Annotated in this window: 17 protein-coding genes; 7 read left to right on the forward strand and 10 right to left on the reverse strand. The window is 68.1% G+C overall.

Features of this window, described 5'->3' with window-relative positions:
• Window positions 1-763 (reverse strand): biotin/lipoyl-containing protein (locus tag NN4_RS21360; RefSeq protein WP_308633332.1); only part of this gene is annotated, 763 nt, incomplete at its 3' end.
• A gap of 261 nt (window positions 764-1,024) precedes the next feature.
• On the opposite strand from NN4_RS21360, the gene NN4_RS21365 reads away from it, so the two are divergent.
• Window positions 1,025-1,387 carry an oxidoreductase gene (locus NN4_RS21365; RefSeq protein WP_107655090.1) on the forward strand — a complete coding sequence of 121 codons (363 nt, stop codon included), beginning with the start codon at window positions 1,025-1,027 and terminating at the stop codon, window positions 1,385-1,387.
• Between the two features lie 388 nt (window positions 1,388-1,775).
• Here the strand turns inward: NN4_RS21365 and NN4_RS21370 are convergent, their stop codons facing one another.
• Window positions 1,776-3,287, reverse strand: coding sequence for a leucyl aminopeptidase (locus NN4_RS21370; RefSeq protein WP_147134196.1), 1,512 nt, complete (start codon window positions 3,285-3,287; stop codon window positions 1,776-1,778).
• Window positions 3,284-4,096, reverse strand: coding sequence for a TetR/AcrR family transcriptional regulator (locus NN4_RS21375; RefSeq protein ID WP_186818548.1), 813 nt, complete (start codon window positions 4,094-4,096; stop codon window positions 3,284-3,286). The genes NN4_RS21370 and NN4_RS21375 overlap by 4 nt, the downstream gene beginning before the upstream one ends.
• A gap of 98 nt (window positions 4,097-4,194) precedes the next feature.
• Between NN4_RS21375 and NN4_RS21380 the strand changes: the two genes are divergently transcribed.
• The 3 genes from NN4_RS21380 (at window position 4,195) to NN4_RS21390 (ending at window position 7,632) form a co-directional block, all read left to right on the forward strand.
• Window positions 4,195-4,800, forward strand: a complete 606-nt coding sequence (locus tag NN4_RS21380; protein WP_147134199.1) for a GNAT family N-acetyltransferase — start codon at window positions 4,195-4,197, stop codon at window positions 4,798-4,800.
• 126 nt (window positions 4,801-4,926) lie between these two features.
• On the forward strand, window positions 4,927-6,027 hold the full coding sequence (gcvT, locus tag NN4_RS21385) for a glycine cleavage system aminomethyltransferase GcvT (RefSeq protein WP_147134202.1): 1,101 nt from the start codon (window positions 4,927-4,929) through the stop codon (window positions 6,025-6,027).
• Window positions 6,028-6,534: 507 nt separating this feature from the next.
• Window positions 6,535-7,632 (forward strand): branched-chain amino acid aminotransferase, encoded by a 1,098-nt coding sequence (locus NN4_RS21390; protein WP_147134205.1) that lies wholly within the window; start codon window positions 6,535-6,537, stop codon window positions 7,630-7,632.
• A gap of 185 nt (window positions 7,633-7,817) precedes the next feature.
• Here NN4_RS21390 and NN4_RS21395 read toward each other — a convergent pair whose 3' ends face one another.
• The 5 genes from NN4_RS21395 to NN4_RS21415 form a co-directional block, all read right to left on the reverse strand.
• Window positions 7,818-8,531 carry an MBL fold metallo-hydrolase gene (locus tag NN4_RS21395; RefSeq protein WP_147134208.1) on the reverse strand — a complete coding sequence of 238 codons (714 nt, stop codon included), beginning with the start codon at window positions 8,529-8,531 and terminating at the stop codon, window positions 7,818-7,820.
• Between the two features lie 818 nt (window positions 8,532-9,349).
• Entirely contained in the window at window positions 9,350-10,090 is a 741-nt protein-coding gene (locus NN4_RS21400; protein ID WP_147134211.1) for an adenosylcobinamide-GDP ribazoletransferase, read from the reverse strand.
• Window positions 10,091-10,379: 289 nt separating this feature from the next.
• Window positions 10,380-11,558, reverse strand: coding sequence for a nicotinate-nucleotide--dimethylbenzimidazole phosphoribosyltransferase (cobT, locus tag NN4_RS21405; protein ID WP_147134215.1), 1,179 nt, complete (start codon window positions 11,556-11,558; stop codon window positions 10,380-10,382).
• A gap of 621 nt (window positions 11,559-12,179) precedes the next feature.
• Window positions 12,180-12,734, reverse strand: a complete 555-nt coding sequence (gene cobU / locus NN4_RS21410; RefSeq protein WP_147134218.1) for a bifunctional adenosylcobinamide kinase/adenosylcobinamide-phosphate guanylyltransferase — start codon at window positions 12,732-12,734, stop codon at window positions 12,180-12,182.
• Between the two features lie 567 nt (window positions 12,735-13,301).
• Window positions 13,302-14,279, reverse strand: a complete 978-nt coding sequence (locus NN4_RS21415; protein WP_147134221.1) for a helix-turn-helix domain-containing protein — start codon at window positions 14,277-14,279, stop codon at window positions 13,302-13,304.
• Between the two features lie 85 nt (window positions 14,280-14,364).
• Here NN4_RS21415 and NN4_RS45075 point away from each other — a divergent pair, with 85 nt between their 5' ends.
• On the forward strand, window positions 14,365-14,523 hold the full coding sequence (locus NN4_RS45075) for a hypothetical protein (RefSeq protein WP_186818549.1): 159 nt from the start codon (window positions 14,365-14,367) through the stop codon (window positions 14,521-14,523).
• A gap of 333 nt (window positions 14,524-14,856) precedes the next feature.
• Here the strand turns inward: NN4_RS45075 and NN4_RS21420 are convergent, their stop codons facing one another.
• The gene (locus NN4_RS21420) at window positions 14,857-15,465 is read right to left on the reverse strand and encodes a DUF3043 domain-containing protein (protein WP_240772598.1); all 609 of its coding nucleotides are present in this window, start codon (window positions 15,463-15,465) and stop codon (window positions 14,857-14,859) included.
• A gap of 259 nt (window positions 15,466-15,724) precedes the next feature.
• Here NN4_RS21420 and NN4_RS21425 point away from each other — a divergent pair, with 259 nt between their 5' ends.
• Both NN4_RS21425 and NN4_RS21430 read left to right on the forward strand, forming a co-directional pair.
• Complete coding sequence (locus tag NN4_RS21425; protein WP_069165132.1) at window positions 15,725-16,081, forward strand: HesB/IscA family protein; 357 nt, start codon at window positions 15,725-15,727, stop codon at window positions 16,079-16,081.
• 731 nt (window positions 16,082-16,812) lie between these two features.
• A complete protein-coding gene (locus NN4_RS21430) occupies window positions 16,813-17,781 on the forward strand; it encodes a carbohydrate kinase family protein (RefSeq protein ID WP_147134224.1) in 969 nt (322 codons plus the stop codon).
• Window positions 17,782-18,141: 360 nt separating this feature from the next.
• Here the strand turns inward: NN4_RS21430 and asnB are convergent, their stop codons facing one another.
• Window positions 18,142-20,085 (reverse strand): asparagine synthase (glutamine-hydrolyzing), encoded by a 1,944-nt coding sequence (gene asnB / locus NN4_RS21435; protein ID WP_147134228.1) that lies wholly within the window; start codon window positions 20,083-20,085, stop codon window positions 18,142-18,144.
• Between the last annotated feature and the right edge of the window lie 237 nt (window positions 20,086-20,322).

Below are 20,322 nucleotides of genomic sequence, written 5' to 3' on the forward strand. Positions count from 1 at the left end.
CCTGGGGGGCCGGGGCCTTCGGAGCCGGGGCGGGCGCGGCGGCCTGCTTCGGTTCCGGCTTCGGCTCGGGCTTGGGTTCGGGCTTCGGCTCAGGCTTCGGCGCGGGCTGCTCGGCCTTCGCGGGGGAACCGCTGCCGATCACGCCGAGCTGTCCACCCACAGCGACGACATCGTCTTCCTGCGCGGTGATCTCGAGCAGCTTGCCCGCCACCGGCGAAGGGATTTCGGTGTCGACCTTGTCGGTGGAGACCTCGAGCAACGGCTCGTCGACGGCGACATCGTCACCGACCGCCTTGAGCCACCGGGTGACGGTGCCCTCGGTGACCGACTCGCCCAACTCGGGCATCTTGACCGCGGTGCCATCGCCCGACGACGCGGGCGCGGCCTCGGCGGCGGGCGCCTGAGCCGGTTCTTCCTGAGCCTCGGGCTCGGGCTCGGCGGCCGGAGCTTCCTCGGCGGGAGCTTCCTGCGCGGGCGCGGCAGCGGCTTCGGGGGCGGGAGCCGAGCTCGACTCGGACGCCTCGCCGGCTTCGCTGATCACGCCGAGCTCACCACCGACCTCGACCACATCATCTTCTTGGGCGACGATCTTCGACAGCACGCCCGCCTGGGGGGACGGGATCTCCGTGTCGACCTTGTCGGTGGAGACCTCGAGCAGCGGCTCGTCGACCTCGACCGTGTCTCCTTCCTGCTTCAGCCACCGGGTGACCGTTCCCTCGGTGACGCTCTCACCAAGAGCTGGCATCTGGACGGAGAAGGCCATGTCCTCTGACTCCTCTGACTGCTCGACGGGTTTCTACAACAGTTGATCTCTCAGCGGACCCCCGTCGCGGGTTGCGGCGCGAGTCCGAAAGCCACCGATCATTGTGCGTGGCACCGGAGATCTGTGTGGTTCTTGTACCGCGATCCATCCTTGCACTCGACCGCCCGGCGTGTAGCACAAGGGCAGTGAACTTCGTCGAGCTGGCAAGATAGGGAGACCGGCGCGCACTATGTGCCGGGGGTTGAAAGGAGGTGCGCGTCGTTGGGTTTGCTAGATCGTTTCCGAGGCGGCGCGACCCGGGGTGGTAGCGCAATACGTGCGGGTTCGGGGGGCGGCGAGGACGCCCGCTATCTCGCCGAGTGGGTGCGTACCCATGTCGGTGTCGAAGGCTATTTGGAGCCGAAAACAACCGTGACCGATGTCACTGTCGTGCTGATCGCCGCAGACGGCGAATGGACGCGGCGGATCGTCGGAGAACGCGGGGCGCGTCGGCTAGCCAAAGATTTGCGGATTCCGGTTTACGAGGTCGGTAAAACTGGATATCCACAACGGATGCGGGATTATGACGCCCGCAAACGCATCGAGCGGCAGCGTGCGTTCGAAGCGGAACTGCGGGATCTATAGCTCCTGGCTACCGGCGAGCGACGCCGCATAGCGGTCGAGTCGGCGTGCGCGGAATCGCGTGGGAATAGGTGCGAGTTGCATCGGCAGCGGCGTCGGACGGGCGCCACGCCGGGGAGTCAGTGGCTGCCGGTGAAGGTCTCGAGCGGCGAGCGCCGAAGGCCTCGAGTGGCGTGCGCCGAAGCTCTTGATCGGCGTGCGGCGAGTGTCTCGTGGGGCGTGCGGCGAAGGTCTCGAGTGGCGTGCGCCGAAGCACTGTGTCAGCAGCCGTGAGTGGCACACGATGGAGAGGTCCTCTCGTGGTTTGCCGCAGCCGTGTGCCACTGAACGCGGATTCGGCGGATCGCGGGGCGAGGTGCGCCGTCCGAGAGTTCCGGACGGCGCACCGTGCTCACTCCGCGGCGATGTCCTCGATGACGGCGATGAGCGTGCGGACCGGCACGCCGGTGCCACCCTTGCCGATGTAGCCGAACGGTCCGCCGGTGTTGTAGGCCGGCCCTGCGACGTCCAAGTGCGCCCACTGCACGCCCTCCGGGACGAACTCCTTCAGGAACAGTCCGGCCGAGAGCATGCCGCCCCAGCGGTGCGGGGCGACGTTGGCCAGGTCGGCGATCTTGGAGTTGAGGTCGGCGCGCAGCTCGGTGGGCAGCGGCATGGCCCAGCCGTTCTCGCCGATCCGCCGGGAGATCTCGGCGACGCGGTCGCGGAAGTCGTCGGTGCCCATCACGCCGGGGGTGCGAGTGCCGAGCGCGACCATCTGCGCGCCGGTGAGGGTGGCGACGTCGATCAGGTAGTCGGGCTCGTCCTCGCCGGCCCGCACGATCGCGTCGGCCAGGATGAGGCGGCCCTCGGCGTCGGTGTTGAGCACCTCGACGGTGGTGCCGCCGTACTGGGTGAGCACGTCACCGGGGCGCTGCGCGGTGGCCGACGGCATGTTCTCGGCCATCGGCACGGTCGCGGTGACCGTCACCGGCAGGCTCAGCCGCGCGGCGAGCAGTGTGGTGGCGACGACCGCGGCGGCGCCCGCCATGTCCGAGGTCATGTTCTCCATGTTCTGCGCGGGCTTGATGGAGATGCCGCCCGTGTCGAACGTGATGCCCTTGCCGACCAGTGCGATCTTCTTCGGGCCGCCCGCATAGGTGATCCGGACCAGCCGCGGCGGCCGCGACGAACCCTTGCCCACGCCGAGCACGCCGCCGTAACCGCTTGCGTCCAACGCGTTCTCGTCGAGCACCTCGACGTCGAGCCCGGCCGCCTTCGCCAATTCCTCCGCGCGGGAGGCGAATTCGGCGGGGTACAGGTGGCTGGGCGGAGTGTTCACGAAATCCCGTGCGGTGGCGACGGCTTCGGCGATCAGCTGGGCACGGAACAGCTCGGCCTCGCCGAATTCCGGCTCGGGCACCAAGAATTCGACCCTGGCCACCGGCCGCTCGTCCGGCTTTGGCGCGGACTTGCCCGACTTGAACGGCGTGAACGTGTAGGCGCCGAGGTAGAAACCCTCCGCTGCGGCGCCGAGGTCGAGACCCGACAGGGTGGTTGCCACCAGCTCGGTGCCCGACAGCGCGCGTGCGGCGACACCGGCCGAGCGGCGGATCTGTTCGGCGTCGATCTTGTCGGCGGCGCCGAGGCCCACGGCGAGCACACTGGTCACCTCCGCCAGCGCGGCCGGGGCGGGAACTCGCGTCAGTTCCTCGGCCTTGCCCTTCGCGCCGACCGCACCGAGCTGATCCAGCAGTTCCGCACGGACATCGGCGGTGAGCACGTCGCTGAACAGGTCCTCGGGCACGATGGCGGGACCGTTCTCCGACGAGGTGATACCGAGGACGAGGACGTCGGTGTCCGCACCGATGGTCTGGGTACGTACGAGTTCCGGTCCTAGTGAACGATCTGCAACAGCGGTCATGGCGACAGGCTACTGGGCAGTCTGATCGCGATGCCGTCGAGGAGCAGTCCGAGGCCGGTGTCGAGGATGGCAGGCAAGTCCAGGTCCGGGCCGGGCGGGCCGTCGGCGAAAAGCCGATGTAGCACGGGGCGCACAGCCGGGTCCAGCAACTCGGCGTGATCGGCGGGCAACTCCCTCGGCCCGGCCGTGCGCAGCCGTTCGACGCGTTCGGAATTGGTCAGCAAGGCGAGCCCCTGAACCAAGCCGGAGAACGCGAGATACATCGCGAGCATCGCGTCACGGGTCAGGCCGCGCTGGTCGAGGGCGGCGAAGGAACGCTCGAGAATGTCCAGAAGTGCGGGGCCGATCGGCGGGCGCATGCGCGCGAGGATCGGCAGCATCCACGGGTGGCGTTGATACAGCTGCCACTCCTCGTGCGCCTCGTGAGTCAGCCGGGTTCGCCAGTCGCCGGATTCGGTGTCGGGCTGGTGGATTTCGGCGAGTACCAGTTCGGCCATGCTTGCCAGTAGTGCCTCGCGGTCGGCGAAGTGGCGGTACAGGCCTGCGGTCGCCGCGCCGAGTTCGCTGGCCAATCTGCGCATGGTCAGTCCGTCGATGCCCTCGCGGTCGGCCAGGTCGACGGCGGCGCGCAGGATGCCGATCGTGGTCAGCTTGGCCGGGCGCGCGGCGCGTGAGGTGGGCGTCACGTGGTGGCGGCGGGCTCGGTAGGCGCGGGCTTGGCACGCGCGTGAGCAGTACCGGCGTTTGCGGCCGCGGGCCGGTTGGGTGAGGGCGTTGCCGCAGATTCCGCAGGCCACATCGGCCTCCATTTCGACACACGAATAGGTGTGACGAAATTCTAGCGACGCCACGCTGACCTGCCTACCTTGGCAGAAGCACACGGTGTTCACGACGAAAGGGTCAGCGGATGGAAATCACGGTTCGGCGGGCGGGCGAGCAGGATCGCGACGCGGTGATCGCGGCGTACAGCATTGCCAGCCCGGACGAGGTGGTGACGGAATGGGTGCTCGACGGGTATCCCGTCGACGAGTTCACCCCGCAGTATGTGCCCGGTCTCATCGACCGCGGATTGCGTGACGACGAGATCTGGCTCGCGGGTACCGAATCGGAAATCTGGGCGGTGTCGATCTGGCAGCGGGTGGATTCGGTGGCACGGTTCGAGGCGGAAGCCGTTGAGGCGCGCGCGATGGCCGCGAGTGTGCCCGATGTGCGTCCGCTGCAACGGGTCGCCGTGCTGACCGATCTGCTCGCGAGCTCGCATCCCCGGGAGTTCCCGCACTGGTATCTGCAGGTGATCGTCACGGTGCCGCAGCATCGCGGGAAAGGGGCGGGTGGCGCGATTCTCGCCGATCGGACGAAGGCGGCTTCCTCGGCGGGACTGCCCGCCTACCTCGAGGCGAGCACCGAGCGATCCGCCCGGCTGTACACCCGCAATGGTTTCGCGGCCACCGGCACCACCCACGACCTTCCTGAGAACGGACCCACCATCCGTCCCATGTGGTTCCGCGGATGAGTTCGAGCGGGACATGACGGCGGTGAGCCGCCCTCATGTCCCGCTCGACGGGCTCCGTCTGAGGGCTCAGACGGAGTCGGGGCGGGAGTGGGGACGCCGGTTGCGGGTGACGGATAAGCTCGCCGGGTGACCGACTCGAACCTGCTGCAAGGCCCTATCCATGGTGTACACGTCGAGCTGGGGGCGACTTTCGCGCCGTTCGGCGGGTGGGAAATGCCCGTCTCCTACGAGGGGACGGTGGCCGAACATCAGTCGGTCCGCACCACGGTCGGACTGTTCGACGTGAGCCACCTGGGCAAGGCGACGGTGCGCGGTGCGGGCGCGGCGGCCTTCGTGAACTCGGCGCTCACCAACGACCTCGGCCGGATCCGGCCGGGCAAGGCGCAGTACACGCTGTGTTGCGCGCCCGACGGTGGCGTGATCGACGACCTGATCGCCTACTACGTGAGCGACGACGAGATCTTCCTCGTCCCCAACGCGGCCAACACCGCGGCGGTGGTCGCGGAGCTGCAGAAGGTGGCGCCCGAGGGCATCACGGTGACCGATGAGCACCGCGAGTACGGGGTGTTCGCGGTGCAGGGTCCGCGCTCGACCGAGGTGCTCACCGCGCTCGGCCTGCCCACCGACATGGAGTACATGGCCTACGCCGACGCCGAATGGGACGGACGCCCGGTCCGCGTGTGTCGCACCGGGTACACCGGCGAGCACGGGTACGAACTGCTGCCCCGCTGGGCCGACGCCGAGCCGCTGTTCCGTGCCCTCGTCGAGCAGGTGCGCGCCGCAGGCGGCCAGGCCGCGGGCCTCGGTGCCCGTGACACGTTGCGCACCGAGATGGGTTACCCGCTGCACGGACATGAACTGTCCCTGGAGATCTCCCCGGTTCAGGCTCGCACCGGTTGGGCCGTCGGGTGGAAGAAGCCCGAGTTCTGGGGCAAAGCCGCACTGGAGCAGGAGAAGTCGGCCGGGCCGCGCCGAACCCTGTTGGGGCTCAAAGCGCTCGACCGCCGCGTGCTGCGCCAAGGGCAGACGGTGCTGCGTGATGGTGAGCCGGTCGGCGAGACCACCTCCGGCACGTTCTCGCCGACTCTCAAGATCGGCATCGCGCTTGCGCTGCTCGACACCGAGGCCGGCATCGAGCCCGGCGCCGAGGTCGAGGTGGATGTTCGTGGACGTCGGCTTCGGTGTGAGGTCATCCGGCCGCCGTTCGTGGAGACGAATACGAAGTAGGTGTGAGTTTGCTTGCCGCGCGGGATCTATCGCGCGGCAAGCAATACGCGCCTCCCTGTCGTCGTTGGCGTACTGCCCTCCGAGGCGGCGGTCATGTGGCGTCCGACGGGGCCTCGCCCCCGACAACTACCGCTCGCGTGGGCGGGTATGCCAGTCACCGCTCGAGCGCGGTGTGAGAACTGTTGCTTACGGTGTAGTGCGCTGGGCTGCTGTTCGAGTCGCGAGACCGCTGCTCGCCACTGGCGGGCGTAAATCTTGGCTCGCGTCCGTACCTGCTGCCTTCCAAGATTCGCGGCGGGACACCGTTGAACGCGGCGTGTCGCGCGAAAGTCGCGGCGTGGCGGGTTGGTGGGTGCGCAGATTGCGTACTGAGCGGTGTGGTTTCCTGGGGCGAGTTGGGGCGCACGGTGCATTTTGGTGCGCGCCTCGTGGGGGTCGCGGGAAGTTCTGCGGTGAGGTGGCCGATCGGGCGCAAAGCTTGAATGTGGTTTGGCTAGGATCAGGCACATGACCGTTGCTGCACAGTTTGCCCGTGTCCCGCATCCCGCGCCCGCTCCGGCGCAGCGGCGACAAGAGGTACTGGCGGCGCCCGGGTTCGGGCGGTTCTTCACCGACCACATGGTCTCGATCGACTACACCGACGGCGAGTGGACCAACGCCCGCGTCGAGCCGTACGGCCCGCTGCCCCTCGACCCGGCGACCATGGTCTTCCACTACGGACAGGCCATCTTCGAGGGATTGAAGGCGTACCGGCACGGCGACGGCAGCGTGGCCTGCTTCCGCATCGACGCGAACGCCGCGCGGTTCCGCCGCTCCGCTCGTCGGATGGCGATGGCCGAACTGCCGGAGGAACTGTTCATCGAGTCCGTGCGTCAGCTGCTCGAGGTGGACCGCGACTGGGTGCCCGCCGCGGGCGGCGAAGACTCGCTGTACCTGCGCCCCTTCATGTTCGCCACCGAGGCCGGGCTCGGCGTGAAGCCCGCCGCCGGCTACAAGTACCTGCTGATGGCCTCCCCGGCCGGTGCCTACTTCCCGCGCGGGGTCAAGCCGGTGCGGGTGTGGTTGTCGACCGAATACGTGCGCGCGGCGCCCGGCGGCACAGGTGAGGCCAAGGTGGCCGGTAACTACGCCGCCTCGCTGCTCGCGCAGGCCGAGGCTACGGCGCAGGGTTGCGATCAGGTGGTGTGGCTGGATGCGTGCGAGCGTCGCTACGTCGAAGAGATGGGGACCAACAACCTGTTCTTCGTGTTCGGATCCGGCTCGGAAGCGCGGCTGGTCACTCCGGAGCTGTCCGGTGCGTTGCTGCCCGGCATCACCCGCGACTCGCTGCTCACTCTGGCGGCCGACTCCGGGTTCCCGGTCGAAGAGCGCAAGGTGTCGGTCGAGGAATGGCGCAAGGGTGCCGAATCCGGGGAAATCACCGAGGTTTTCGCGTGTGGAACCGCTGCGGTGATCACTCCCGTCGGCTGGGTCCAGTCCGCGGACGGTGAGTTCACCATCGGTGGTGGCGAGCCCGGTGAGGTCACCATGGCGCTGCGCGACACGCTTACCGGTATCCAGCGGGGAACTTTCGCCGACATCCATGGGTGGATGCGCACGATGTAGTCGGTGAGTGGCACACCATGGTGCGGGTCTCTTGCGATTTGCCGCAATGGTGTGCCACTCGGCTCAGCCCGGCGCGGAGATTGCGGCGGTTCGTGGCGAATGCCATACCTGTGTCGGATTCAGCCCCGGCGTTCCGAGCGCGTGCTTGTCGGGCGGGGTGATTTCCCGCCCGTGTGCCAGGCGAATCAGCTGGGCATGAACATGTGCCACTCGTCCAAAGTCTTCGGGCGTAAGACGTAGTTTTTGTCCCGGACAGTGGAGAGCGGAGCGTGCGGCTCCTGCGAATACCAGTGCCCGGGGTAGACGACCGGGTCGCCGGACAATTCGGCCAAATAGCGCAGGCTGCGGAACATTTCGTCGGAGTCGCCGCCGGGGAAGTCGGTGCGGCCGCAGCCGTCGACGAACAGGGTGTCGCCCGCGATGAGGCGGTCGTCGAACAGGAAGCATTGGCTGCCCGGAGTGTGTCCGGGGGTGTGCAGAAGTTCGATGTCGAAGGTGCCGACGCTGACTTTGTCGCCGTGCTCGTGGCCGGTGAGTTCGCTCGGTGCGATACCCGTGACGTTGGCTACCCAGGAAAGCTCCTGTGCGTTGATATGCACTGGGACGCTTGTCTCTTCGAGTAACTCACGGACACCGCCCAGGGTGAATCCGAGCATCGTCCCGCCCACGTGGTCGGGGTGGTGATGGGTCGCGAGTACCCCGGTCAGCCGTAGCCCGTCACCCTCGACGATATCGACCAGATCCGCCGCCGCGTAGGCCGGATCGACCACCAAACATTCGCCGGTCTCCTGATCACCGATCAGATACGCGAAATTTCTCATCTGCGTCGCAATCGGATCGCCGACGGCGTAGTCCCTCCCCGACAAGAGCTGGCGAAAATACAGGCGCTCAGAAGACATACCGCCCACCTTATTGCCCGACCCAGACGATCCGCGCGCCGCAGGCACAAATTGTTTGCTGTGCCGAACGTGCGTCCCGCGGCGCGACTGGACGAACGCTCAGTTGGGCTTGATCAATATTAGGTGAGAGTGTGGTGCACGCCACTCGGATGATGCCGCAAACATGTCTCCTGAAGCGCCGGGCGAGCTGACGCTCGAGTGTCGACTGGGCAGTGCGACCGGACAGTCGGCGAAATGTCTTGGCAGGCCATCGTAAATGGGACGGGACTGCAGCGATGTGTGCGGCGGGGCTCCGTCACGTCTTGCTGGTCGTGGCATTCGAAGTGTTGAGCGGCAGACTGTCGCGCCGATCTAATCGGTGTCAGCCCGGGGTGATCCGTGTGCGAACGGAATGTGATGGGCAAGAGATGCGAGTGAACTCCACCATGTCCCACTCGGTGTCATTGTCAGTGGCCAACGGGACACGGTGGCGGCGGAGTGCGAGTGGGGGCTTGCGTCATGTCCCGTTGGGCGTCAGCGTCGGTGGTCGGTGGGACGTGGTGGTGGCGGAGTGCGAGTGGGGGCGCCATGTCTCGTTTGATGCCAGCGTCGGGGTTTGTTGGTGGCGAATGGGACGTGGTGGTGGCGGAGTGTGGATGGGGCGGCGTCATGTCCCGTTGGGCGTCGGCGTCGGTGGCCAACGGGACACGGTGGTGGAGGAGTGTGGGTGGGTGCTTCGCTATGTCTCGTTGGGTGCCAGCGCCGGTGGTCGGTGGGACTTGGTGGCGGTGAGTACGGGTCGAGGTTGCGGCTGTGTTCCGGTGATCATGGGGTGTCCGTTAGAGGGACAGGGTGGCGGCGGTGAGGGAGACGGTGAGTTCGATGGTGGCGCCGAGGGTGTCGCCGGAGAGGCCGGCGAAGCGGCGGACGGTGTGGCGGACGAGGATGGTCGCGGCGGTGAGGGCGATGAGGATGGCGAGGGGGCCTTGCCAGTGGTCGGGTGTGGCGAAGATTGCGGCGGTGAGGGCGGCGGCAAACCATAGGGCTGCGGTCAACGGGTGCTGGGTGCCGGCGACGAGGGCGCCGAAGCTGGTGTCCGGCGCGGCGTCGATGCCCTTGCGGCAGGCGAGGACTACCGCGATGCGGCCGACGGTGACCGCCAGGGCGACGGCGAACCAGCGGTCCGCCTCGGCCAGTGCGGCGAACGAAACCGCTTGGACGCCAATGGAGAACACGAGGGCGGTGACACCGAAGGGCCCCGCACCGCCACTCTTCATGATCTGCCTGGCCCGCTCGGGTGGGCCATAGCTGCCGAGCCCATCCATCGTGTCGGCAAGTCCATCCAGATGCATGCCCCGCGTGATCAACGCCAACGCCCCGACCGCCAGCAACCCGGCAAGCACCGGACTGGCCCCCACCCAGACCAGCATCCACAGCAGTCCGGCAGCCCCCGCCCCGAGCAGACCACCCACCAACGGCGCCAACGCAATTGCCCGCCCAGCCGCTACCCGATCGACAGTCTCCGGTCCACGCACCGGCAAAACGGTGAGCCATGACACCGCGAGCCGCAGCCCGTTCATGCCCGCGGACCTGAGAGGCGCGAACTGCCGTGCCCATTTGACGTCGCCCAGTCCGCAGTCGAAAGAGGGGCGCCAGTGCTGCCGCTGGACTTGACGCACTCAGCGGAGGTCGTCCGGTCTGCGCTCGCTGGACGCTGTGCCGCACCGACGCGATCGGTGCCGATGAATGGGTCGATACCGGTGGACGCCACCCGGTCCGCGGTTGGAAGTTGCTGTGCGACAGGGGAACTATGGCTGCCGCTGGGCTCGACGAACCCGACGGGCGCTTCGGTCAGTGACAGCCGGGCACTCATTTCCGCAAGTCCGGTGTGGCCGAGGGAGTGTCGGGGGCCGTAGTGAGATCGGCGGTGTCGGTGGGCGCGGTGAGTCCGGGGGCGTCGGCGGTGTCGGCGGGGATGGTGAGGTCGGTGTTGTCGGCTGTGTCGGTGTCGGCCGTGCTGACGCCCGCTTCGGCGAAGGTGGACATCTCGGCGAGGGTGGCGACGGCGGCGCGGAGGAGGGGGAGGGCGGTGAGGGCGCCGGATGCTTCGCCGAGGCGCATGTTCATGTCCAGCAAGGGTTCCAGGCGGAGGCGCTGCAGGGCCAGGTTGTGTGCGGGTTCGGTGGAGCGGTGGCCGGCCAGCCACCAGGCCGAAGCGCCTGCGGCCAGATCTTCGGCGACCAGGGCGGCGGCGGTGACGACCACGCCGTCGAGGATGACGGGCGTGCGGCGGGTAGCCGCCTGAGCCAGGAATGCGGCCATGGCGGCGAAATCGGCGCCCGCAGCCACCCGCAGCAGCTCGACCGGATCTTTGGCGACCGGCCGGGCTCGGCGCATGGCGTCGCGGATCGCGGCGACCTTGCGCGCCCAGCCCGCGTCGTCGATTCCGGTGCCGCGGCCGACGGCGGCGACGGGTTCGGTGTCGGTGAGCGTCGCGATGAGGGCGGTGGCGGGGGTGGTGTTGCCGATGCCCATGTCGCCTGCGATGAGCATGTCGGCACCCGCGTCGATCTCCTCGTCGGCGATCGCCTTACCGGCGGCGAGCGCGGACGCCACCTCGGCGAGCGTGAGCGCGTCCTCGCGGTCGATGGCCCCGCTGGAGCGACGCACCTTGTGCCTGGCGATGAGCGAATCGGTCTCGGCGTCGACCGAAATGTCCGCCACACGTACGGTGGCGCCCGCGACGACGGCGAGAGCGTTCACTGCTGCCCCTCCACCGAGGAAATTCGCCACCATCTGCGCGGTGACCTCGCTCGGGTACGCCGAAACCCCGTGTCGCGCAACGCCGTGATCCCCGGCGAACACCACCACCCTGGCCCGCTCGAACTGCTTCGGCGGGCACACACCCTGACACGCCGCCACCCAGTTGCCGAGCTCCTCCAGCCGCCCGAGCGACCCACCGGGTTTGGTCAACTGCGCCTGCCGCCGCTCGGCCGCCACCCGAACCTCTGCGTCAGGAGGCGTCACCGGTCCAAATCCGTGTGTCACTGTCGAGCCTTTCCGGTCAGGACGGTCAATACACCCATACGTCGCTCAATCTTGCCCGCCGCAGACATTGCCGCACACATCAGCCGCCCCCAACCGATCGGTATCGGCACGCTCGATCGCAGGGTGTGCGTCGCATTGCAGCCGAGGTCCGGCAACCGGAGCATTTCGGCGACATCTGGTTCCACAGGATCGTGTCGGCGGAGTGGACTGCCCGACGCCGGGGTGCCAGGATCGTGCCGGTGGTGTGGTTGGGCGACGCCGGGGTGCGCGGGGTCGTGCTGGTGGAGTGGTTGGGCGACGCCGGGGTGCGCAGGATCGTGCTGGTGGAGTGGTTGGGCGACGCCGAGGTGCCAGGATCGCGCTGGTGGTGTGGTTGGGTGACGCCGGGGTGCGCAGGATCGCGCTGGCGGAGTGGTTTCGGCGACACTTGCTTCACCAGACCGCGCCGGTGGCGTGGATGTGCTCGGCTGCGACGCCGATGTGGCACGCAGGAGACTCCCTGCGCCGTACCGGCCCTCATTCGGGCAGCCCAGTGTGGCACTTCGGCTGCGGTGAGTGGCTTGTGCGAGCGTGTGGAATGAAACGGTCGGCGTTGGACAGGGCGGCGCTCAGGTGCCCGATTCACTTGAGGCGCAGGGGGAGTCCGGCTACGACGAGGTAAGCCTCGTCGCAGGCCCGGGCGAGCCGCTGGTTCAGCGTGCCGATCTCGTCGCGGAACAGGCGGCCGGAGCGGGTGGCGGGGATGACGCCCATGCCGACCTCGGGGCTCACGATGACCAGGCGATTCGGGTAGGCGGCTACCGCGGCGACCAGCGCGTCGGCGTCGGGGGAGACAGTGCCGCGCGGGGATTCCCAGGCGTCGCGGGTGTCGATGCGGGCTGTGAGCCAGGTGCCGATGTCGTCGATCAGCGTTGTGCCTTCGGTCGCCGACGTACTGAGAACGGCTGCCGGGTCGGCACTTTCGAGCACAGTCCAGTCGGCGGGCCTGCGGTCGCGATGGGTGGCGATGCGGGCGGCGAAGTCGAGGTCGGCGGGGTCGGGGATGGCGGTCGCGAGGTAGCGGACCGGACCGACCGCTTCGGCGGCCAACTCCTCGGCAAAGGTGGACTTCCCGGATCGCGCGCCGCCCAGGACGAGCGTCCGGCGCGGCTCGGCGGACGAGAGACTGTGCGACACGTCAGCACGGTATCAATGACCGGTGGCGTGCCCGCGTCGGTGCGGGTCGGGCGCGTTGTTCCGCCTGCCGAGTCCCGGTGGTTTCAGTGACCTGGCGACGAGGGCGAATAGCGCTGCGGACGAACTGTGCATCGCTTCTACGGGTCAGGCTGGCTGCGCGTACGGGTTGCGGCTGCAGAGGCGGGCAGCAACCTGAGGCCGGACTAGGCGGTCAGATGCTGCGGCGAGGGCTGCACCGCCTCTCTGAGGCTGCACCGGTTGTGGCGCCCAGGACCGGTGCGGATCCGCAGAGAGGTTGCGGCTGCTGAGACCGCCAGCCGCCTGAGGCCGAGGCTGGGGGCAGGTGTTGCGGCGAGGGCCGCACTGCCTCTTCGAGGTTGCACCGGTTGTGGGCGCCCAGGACCGGTGCGGATTCGCAGAGAGGTTGAGGCTGCTGAGACCGCCAGCCGCCTGAGGCCGAGGCTGGGGGCAGGTGTTGCGGCGAGGGCCGCACTGCCTCTTCGAGGTTGCACCGGTTGTGGGTCTCCAGGTGCTGGGTGCGGATCCCGAGAGAGGGCGCGGCTGGAGTCAGGCGGGGGTCTCGACTACCTCGGGCATGGCACCGAAGCGGCGGCGGTATTCGGTGGGGGCGATGCCGACCAGGCGCTGGAAGTGGTGGCGCAGGAGCGCTCCGGAGCCGAAACCGGCTCGGGTGGCGATCTGTTCGAGACCGAGGTCGGTCTCCTCGAGCAGGTGTTTGGTCAGCAGGACGCGCTGGTTGGTGAGCCACTTCACGGGAGTGGTGCCGGTTTCGGCGGCGAAGCGGCGGGCGAAGGTGCGGGTGGACATGGTGGAGCGGGCGGCCAGGTCCTCGATGGTGTGCGGGAGGTCGAGGTTCGCGTTCATCCACTCCAGGGTCGGGATGAGGCTGTCGGAGGTGCAGGTGGCGACGGGGCGCTCGATGAACTGGCGCTGACCGCCGTCGCGCTGCGGTGGCACGACCATCCGGCGCGCGATCGCGTTGGCCACCGAGCTGCCGAGTTCGCGGCGCACCAGATGCAGGCAGGCGTCGATGCCCGCGGCGGTGCCGGCGCTGGTGATCAGGTTGCCCGCGTCGACGTACAGCACGTCAGGGTCGACGGTCGCTTCGGGATGCCGCTCGGCGAGCAGGTCGACGTAGCTCCAGTGCGTGGTGCATTTGCGCCCGTCGAGCAGGCCGGCCGCGCCGGCGAGGAAGGCGCCGGAGCAGACGGTCAGCACGGTCGCACCTGCCGCCGCGGCATCGCGTACCGCGCCGACGACGCGCGGATCGAACCCGTCCTTCGTGGAGGCGGCCGGGATGGCGACGAGGTCCGCTTTCGCGAGCTCCGCGAGGCCGTATTCCGGGGTCACCGTGATGCCCGGGGTGGTGGAGTGCAGCGGTTTCCCGGCTTCGGCGCCGCAGACCTTGAAGTCGAAGGAGGGGAGTCCGTCGGCACTTCGATCCATGCCGAAAACCTCGCACAGGACCCCGAATTCGAACATGGCCATGCGCTCGGACAGGACGACGGCAACCTTCGACAGCATGCCGCTAGCATAATGGCTGAATCTTTACGAAGAGTGTCAGTCCAGCCACTTTCGGCGGTAACTAAACGAGCGCAAAATTACTGCCATGATTACTTTCCTGATCGCCTTCGCAGTCATCGTCGCTTTCGCCACCCTGATGAGCCACTACTCCGCTCCCGCCGGTTCGACGAACATCACCGATCGGGACCGGCAGCGGTTGCAGGCCGAGCTGTCGGCGATGCACGGCCGAACCAGCAACATCTGACCGCATGTCCCCGCAACCGACCGCGGCCCGGCTCGTATTCCACGAGCCGGGCCGCAATCATGTGTGTGGTCGACCGCGCTGGAGCCGCAGTGGCCGTAAGCGGCGGCGCTGCCCTGAATGGGGGACGCGATGGAGCCGGACGGTGCAGGCGTCGACCGGGCCGAAAGACCCAGCGGCCTTGCCTGCGCGTCGCTACCCGTCCGCACGCCGACGTCGACATCCGACAGGTCTGCCTCGCCAGCATCAACCGGCCTGTCAAGCACCCTGGACAGCTCGAGGCACGAACACGAGCGAATCGGGGCCACGCCGAAGCGCGCCCGGACCGCAGACGATCTAGATGGCGTCGCCTGGACTGACCCGCGGCTTCGGCGCCCGCATCTTGCGGATCTGCGAAGCACGCACGAACGCGTACCAGCCGAGCTTGTACCCGGTGTCGTCACTGTCCGGGAAACGCTCCCTGACCCGCCCGTTCACGATCCGCCCGAGCAGGAATCCCTCGGCGATCATGAAGACCATCATCACCAGCATGGCCAGCGTGACGATCGTTTGCAGCGCGGGCGCGACGAACATCGACAGGATCAGCACGAGCGCCATCGGCATGAACAAGCCGACCAGGTTGCGCCGGCCGTCGACGATGTCGCGCACGAACGCCCGGACCGGCCCCTGATCGCGCGGCAACAGGTACTTGTCCTCGCCGGCGAGCATGCGGGAGCGCCGATCCTGGACGGCCGCTTTGCGCTCGGCCGCGGCCGCTTTGCGCTCCTCTTTGCTCCCGCGAGTGGCCTTGCGCCGGGCGCGGGCCTCCTTCGCGGTGAGCGGTGCTGGAGCGACCGGGCCACGGCGCTTGCCTTGGGCGTCACGGCGTTTCGGGGTGGGACGGCCCTTGCCCGCGGTGGCGGTGACCGCCGTGCGAGTGGAGCCCGCGGCCGAGCCGCCGTCCACGACCGCCGTCTGATCGGCGGCCGCGTCGGTGGTGCTGGACTCGCCGCGACGGAACAATTTCACATCGACCAGGCTATTCGATGGAATACCCGGCGGGAAATGCGGTCCGATTCGCGCAGGTGTCGCGGGTCACGGAGGTGACGTGTTCCTCGGGGCGCGGTGGTGGCAAGATGGGGGAATAGCAGCCCGCCGAGTGGTGTTGACCGACACGACCCGTGCGCTGTTCACGGGTCGACGACAGGTTCCTCGAGGAGAGTTCATGACTGTGCAGAACGAGACCGCCACCGAAACCCACGGTGCTGTGCTGACCGATGCTGCCGCCAGCAAGGCGAAGGCGCTGCTGGACCAGGAAGGTCGCGACGATCTGGCGCTGCGCATCGCAGTCCAGCCGGGTGGTTGTGCCGGCCTGCGGTACCAGCTCTTCTTCGACGATCGCTCGCTCGACGGCGACATCGTTGTCGAATTCAGCGGCGTCAAGCTGGCCGTCGACCGTATGAGCGCCCCGTACATCCAGGGTGCCTCCATCGACTTCGTCGACACCATCGAGAAGCAGGGCTTCACGATCGACAACCCGAACGCCACCGGTTCCTGCGCCTGCGGCGATTCCTTCAACTGACCGAACCCGACCGCCTCGTCGCAAGCGGGTTCACCGCGTAAACAGCCCACCCCACGTGAGGATTGCTCACGTGGGGTTGCGCGTTTTCAGCCCGGATTCGCTGCCAGTGCTCTGGGTGGCGGGTGTTCGCAGTCGGCCCGAGTCGTGGGTGCGGGCTGTGAAGTCCTACGTGGCGGTGCGCGAGGCGGTGTCTGAGTGGCGGTGCGCGTGGTGGCGCTTCGTGTGGTGCTCGGAATCGGCGGCAATCCACAGCGGTAGCCACCGCAGTGCCTGAGTCGAGGTCCGCATTGCGGCGTTCGATTAGCGGTCCGCATGGCGGCGTTCGAGTGACGGTCCGCACGGCGGTGCTCCGAGTGGCGCCCGGATGCGGCCGCGATCCACAGCGGTAACCACTGCGGGCATGTCTGCCCCAGTGCCGTGGCCGCAGGACGACAGCTAGCTCGAGCCGAGCTGGCGGTGTCGCGACCCATCAGGGCATACCGCCGTAGCCCACCCAACTCTGTTCCGACCGCTGTACCAGCACCCGAAGCGACGGAATCCGTAAGGATGCGCGCGACTCGCCGAGCCGACGAGCACCCCGCCGCGCCCCAACGATCCCGCGCCACCGCCGATCTCAGCGCGCCCCCCACCGCATCGAGGTCTCGGAGCCGCCGACCAACATTGGTACGGTAATGCTGGGACTTCGTTCCCGGTCTGCACCGCCTGCCGCCTACCGTTGAAGGGCCAGCCTCGTGTCCATCGCCGTTTCCGCGTCCATTGCCACCGACCACCTCATGCGTTTTTCCGGACGGTTCCGCGACGCACTGCTGGCCGATCAGCTCGACCACGTCTCACTCAGCTTCCTCGTCGACGACCTGCAGATCCGCCGCGGCGGCGTCGCAGGCAACATCGCCTACGCCATGGGGCTTTTGAACCGCACACCCCTGCTCGTCGGCGCGGTCGGCGCCGACTTCGCCGAGTACCGCCAGTGGCTGGAGAAGCACGGCGTCGACTGCTCCGGCGTGCTGATCTCCGAGAAGGCGCACACCGCCCGCTTCGTCTGCACCACCGACGACGACATGGCGCAGATCGCGTCGTTCTACCCGGGCGCGATGAGCGAGGCCCGCGACATCTCCATCGGCGACCTGGCCAAGGCGCACACGCTGGACCTGGTGCTCGTCGGCGCCAACGACCCCGAGGCGATGCTGCTGCACACCGCCCAGTGCCGCGAACTGGGCATCCCGTTCGCCGCAGACCCGTCCCAGCAGCTGGCCCGCCTCGACGGCGAGCAGGCCGTGCAGCTGATCGACGGCGCCGCATACCTTTTCACGAACAAGTACGAGTGGGCGCTGCTGCTGCAGAAGACCGGTCTGAGCGAGGAAGAGGTCGCGCAGCGCGTCGGCATCCGGGTGACCACGCTGAGCGAGAACGGCGTGCACATCGTCGACCGCGACGGCACCGAGCTCACCGTCGGCGTCGTCCCGGAGACCACGAAGGTCGAGCCGACCGGCGTCGGCGACGCGTTCCGCGCGGGCTTCCTCACCGGCCACACCGCAGGCCTCAGCCTGGAGCGCTCGGCCCAGCTGGGCTCGCTCATCGCGGTCCTGGTGCTGGAGACCATGGGCACCCAGGAGTGGACCCTCAACAAGGAAACCGCCCTGGAGCGCCTGGCCGACGCCTACGGTGCCGAGGCGGCCGCGGAGATCAAGCCGCTGCTCTGAGCCTGCTCGCTGCGCACAGCGTCCCACCGCTCGGCCGGTGCCGCGCATAACGCGCAGCCGTGCACGAGATCGCAGCGAGCCGTGCACGACGCGAGAAGATGTGTACGCGAACAGTATTCGCGACGAGGAAGTGGCCTGGCAGCTGACGGGCGAAGTTGTGGCGGCATGCTCGAAACCGCCTGCCGCACTTGCGCTGACGGTGCGCGTCGACGGGCGAGCGCGGTACCTCCCGCGAACGGACCATCGCAGCGCGCTGTCGATCAGAGCCGGAACCGCTGCGGTGAGCTAGCTGGACGGCTACGAACAGCACTGTGCCCCTCGGCCTTTCGATCGAGGGGCACAGTTGCGTTTTCGCGCCTACTACAGCGAGACCGGGTAGACCGGCTCCTGGATCTCCGGCTTGATGCGGTTCTCGACGAAGATCCCGTGCCACACCATGAACACCAGCAGCGTCCACAGCCGACGGCTGTGGTCGACGCCGCCCGCCCGGTGCGCGACGAGCATGTCGCTGATCGCGGCCTTGTTCAGCAGGTGGTCGGTCTGCGATTCGAGGATCTGCTGCTGCGCCCAGTCGTAGAGTTCGGTGCCGCGCAACCAGTGTCGCAGCGGGACCGGGAAGCCGAGCTTGGCGCGGTGCAGCACGTGTGGCGGCACGATGCCCTCGAGGGCCTGGCGCAGTGCGTATTTCGTGGTTTCCTTGGTGATCTTCTGCTCGAACGGCAGCCCCTCGGCGACCTTCAGCACCTCGGAATCCAGGAAGGGCACCCGCAATTCGAGCGAGTTGGCCATGGTCATCTTGTCGGCCTTGACCAGGATGTCACCGCGCAGCCAGGTGAACAGGTCCAGGTGCTGCATGCGGGCCACTGGATCCCAGCCGCGTGACTGCGCGTAGATCGGCGCCGTCACGTCCTGATGGGTCCATTCGGGCCGGAATTCGCGTAGCACGGAACGCAATTGGGCGTCGCTGAAGCTGCGGGCGTTGCCGTAGTAACGCTCTTCCAGGCTGAGTGAGCCGCGGTGCAGCAGACTCTTGCCGCGGGTGCCGTCCGGAATGCGCTCGGAGAGCTTGCCCGCCAGCTTGCGCAGCCCGCCGGGCAGGTACTCGAAAGGCTTGAGCGACAACGGCTCCCGGTAGATCGTGTACCCGCCGAACAGCTCGTCGGCGCCCTCGCCGGACAGCACCACCTTGACGTGCTTGCGCGCTTCCTTCGCCACGAAGTACAGCGGCACCAGCGCCGGGTCGGCCACGGGATCGTCGAGGTACCAGACGATTTCGGGAATCGCGGCGGCGAACTCGGCGGGGGAGACGGTCTTGATCACGTGCTTGGCGCCGATCGCCTCGGCCGTCTCGGCGGCGACGTCGGCCTCCGAATAGCCTTCGCGCTCGAAGCAACTGGTGAAGGTGATCAGTTTCGGGTTGTGCCGCATGGCCAGCGCGGCGACCGCGGTGGAGTCGATACCGCCGGACAGGAACGAGCCGACGGTGACGTCCGCGCGCATGTGCTTGGCGACCGAATCCTCCATGGCCTCGGCGATTTCGCGGTAACGCGCGGCCGCCGAGCCCGGCGCGAACGGGCGCACCGTGAACTGGGGATGGAAGTACCGAGTGGCCTTCGGCGCCTCGCCCGGTCGCACCGTCGCGTAGCTGCCGGACTCCAGCCGCCGGATGTCCTTGTGCAGCGTCTCCGCTTCCGGCACGTACTGCAGCACGGTGTAGTGCTCCAGCGCGCGCGGATCAAGCGCGTCGGTCAGTTCGAGCGCGGGCAGCAGTTCCAGCAGGCTCTTCTTCTCGCTGCCGAACGCGGTCCCGCCGGGGCCGGTGGCCAGGAACAGCGGCTTGATGCCGAACGGGTCGCGCGCCAGGAACAGTTCCTTGGTCTCGGTGTCCCAGATCGCGAACGCGAACATGCCGCGCAGCTTGCGCACCGCCTCGGGGCCCCAGTAGTGGAACGCCGCGACCACGGCCTCGCCGTCACCCTCGGTCAGGAAGATGCCGTCGTCGCCGAACTCCGCACCGTGCGCCTCTGCCAATTCCTTGCGCAGCTCGATGTAGTTGTAGATCTCGCCGTTGAAGGTCAGCGCGTAGCGCTCCCGGTTCTCCGGCGGGCCCCAGCGCAGCGGCTGGTGCGAGTGCTCGATGTCGATGATCGACAGCCGGTTGAAGCCGAAGATCATGTGATCGTCGTGCCAGGTGCCGCGTTCGTCGGGGCCGCGGTGCCGGACGCAGTGCAGCGCGTCGTACACCTGCTCCACCACGCCAGGTGCTGCCTCGTCAGATGTCAGAAACCCGAGCAGTCCACACACGGCGTCGGCAACCTCGTTTCTCCGGTCGGGACGCCGCCGAAAGTGCGGCGTCCGGATGTCTTGCGGGGGCGGTGCGCAGCGTCTGCCGCGAGCGGTTGTTCCGGTACGTGCCGGGGCCTGCTCTCGCGGTGAGCACAGCGGCCGAAATGTTGTGTCCGAGTATGCCGCACATACCCACTCCGCGCGCATCGCGCTCCCTGTCCAGGGCTTTTACGTACCGATCCCAAGGTGACCGCG

The sequence above is a fragment of the Nocardia ninae NBRC 108245 genome, from assembly GCF_007990755.1.
GTDB classification, from domain to species: domain Bacteria; phylum Actinomycetota; class Actinomycetes; order Mycobacteriales; family Mycobacteriaceae; genus Nocardia; species Nocardia ninae.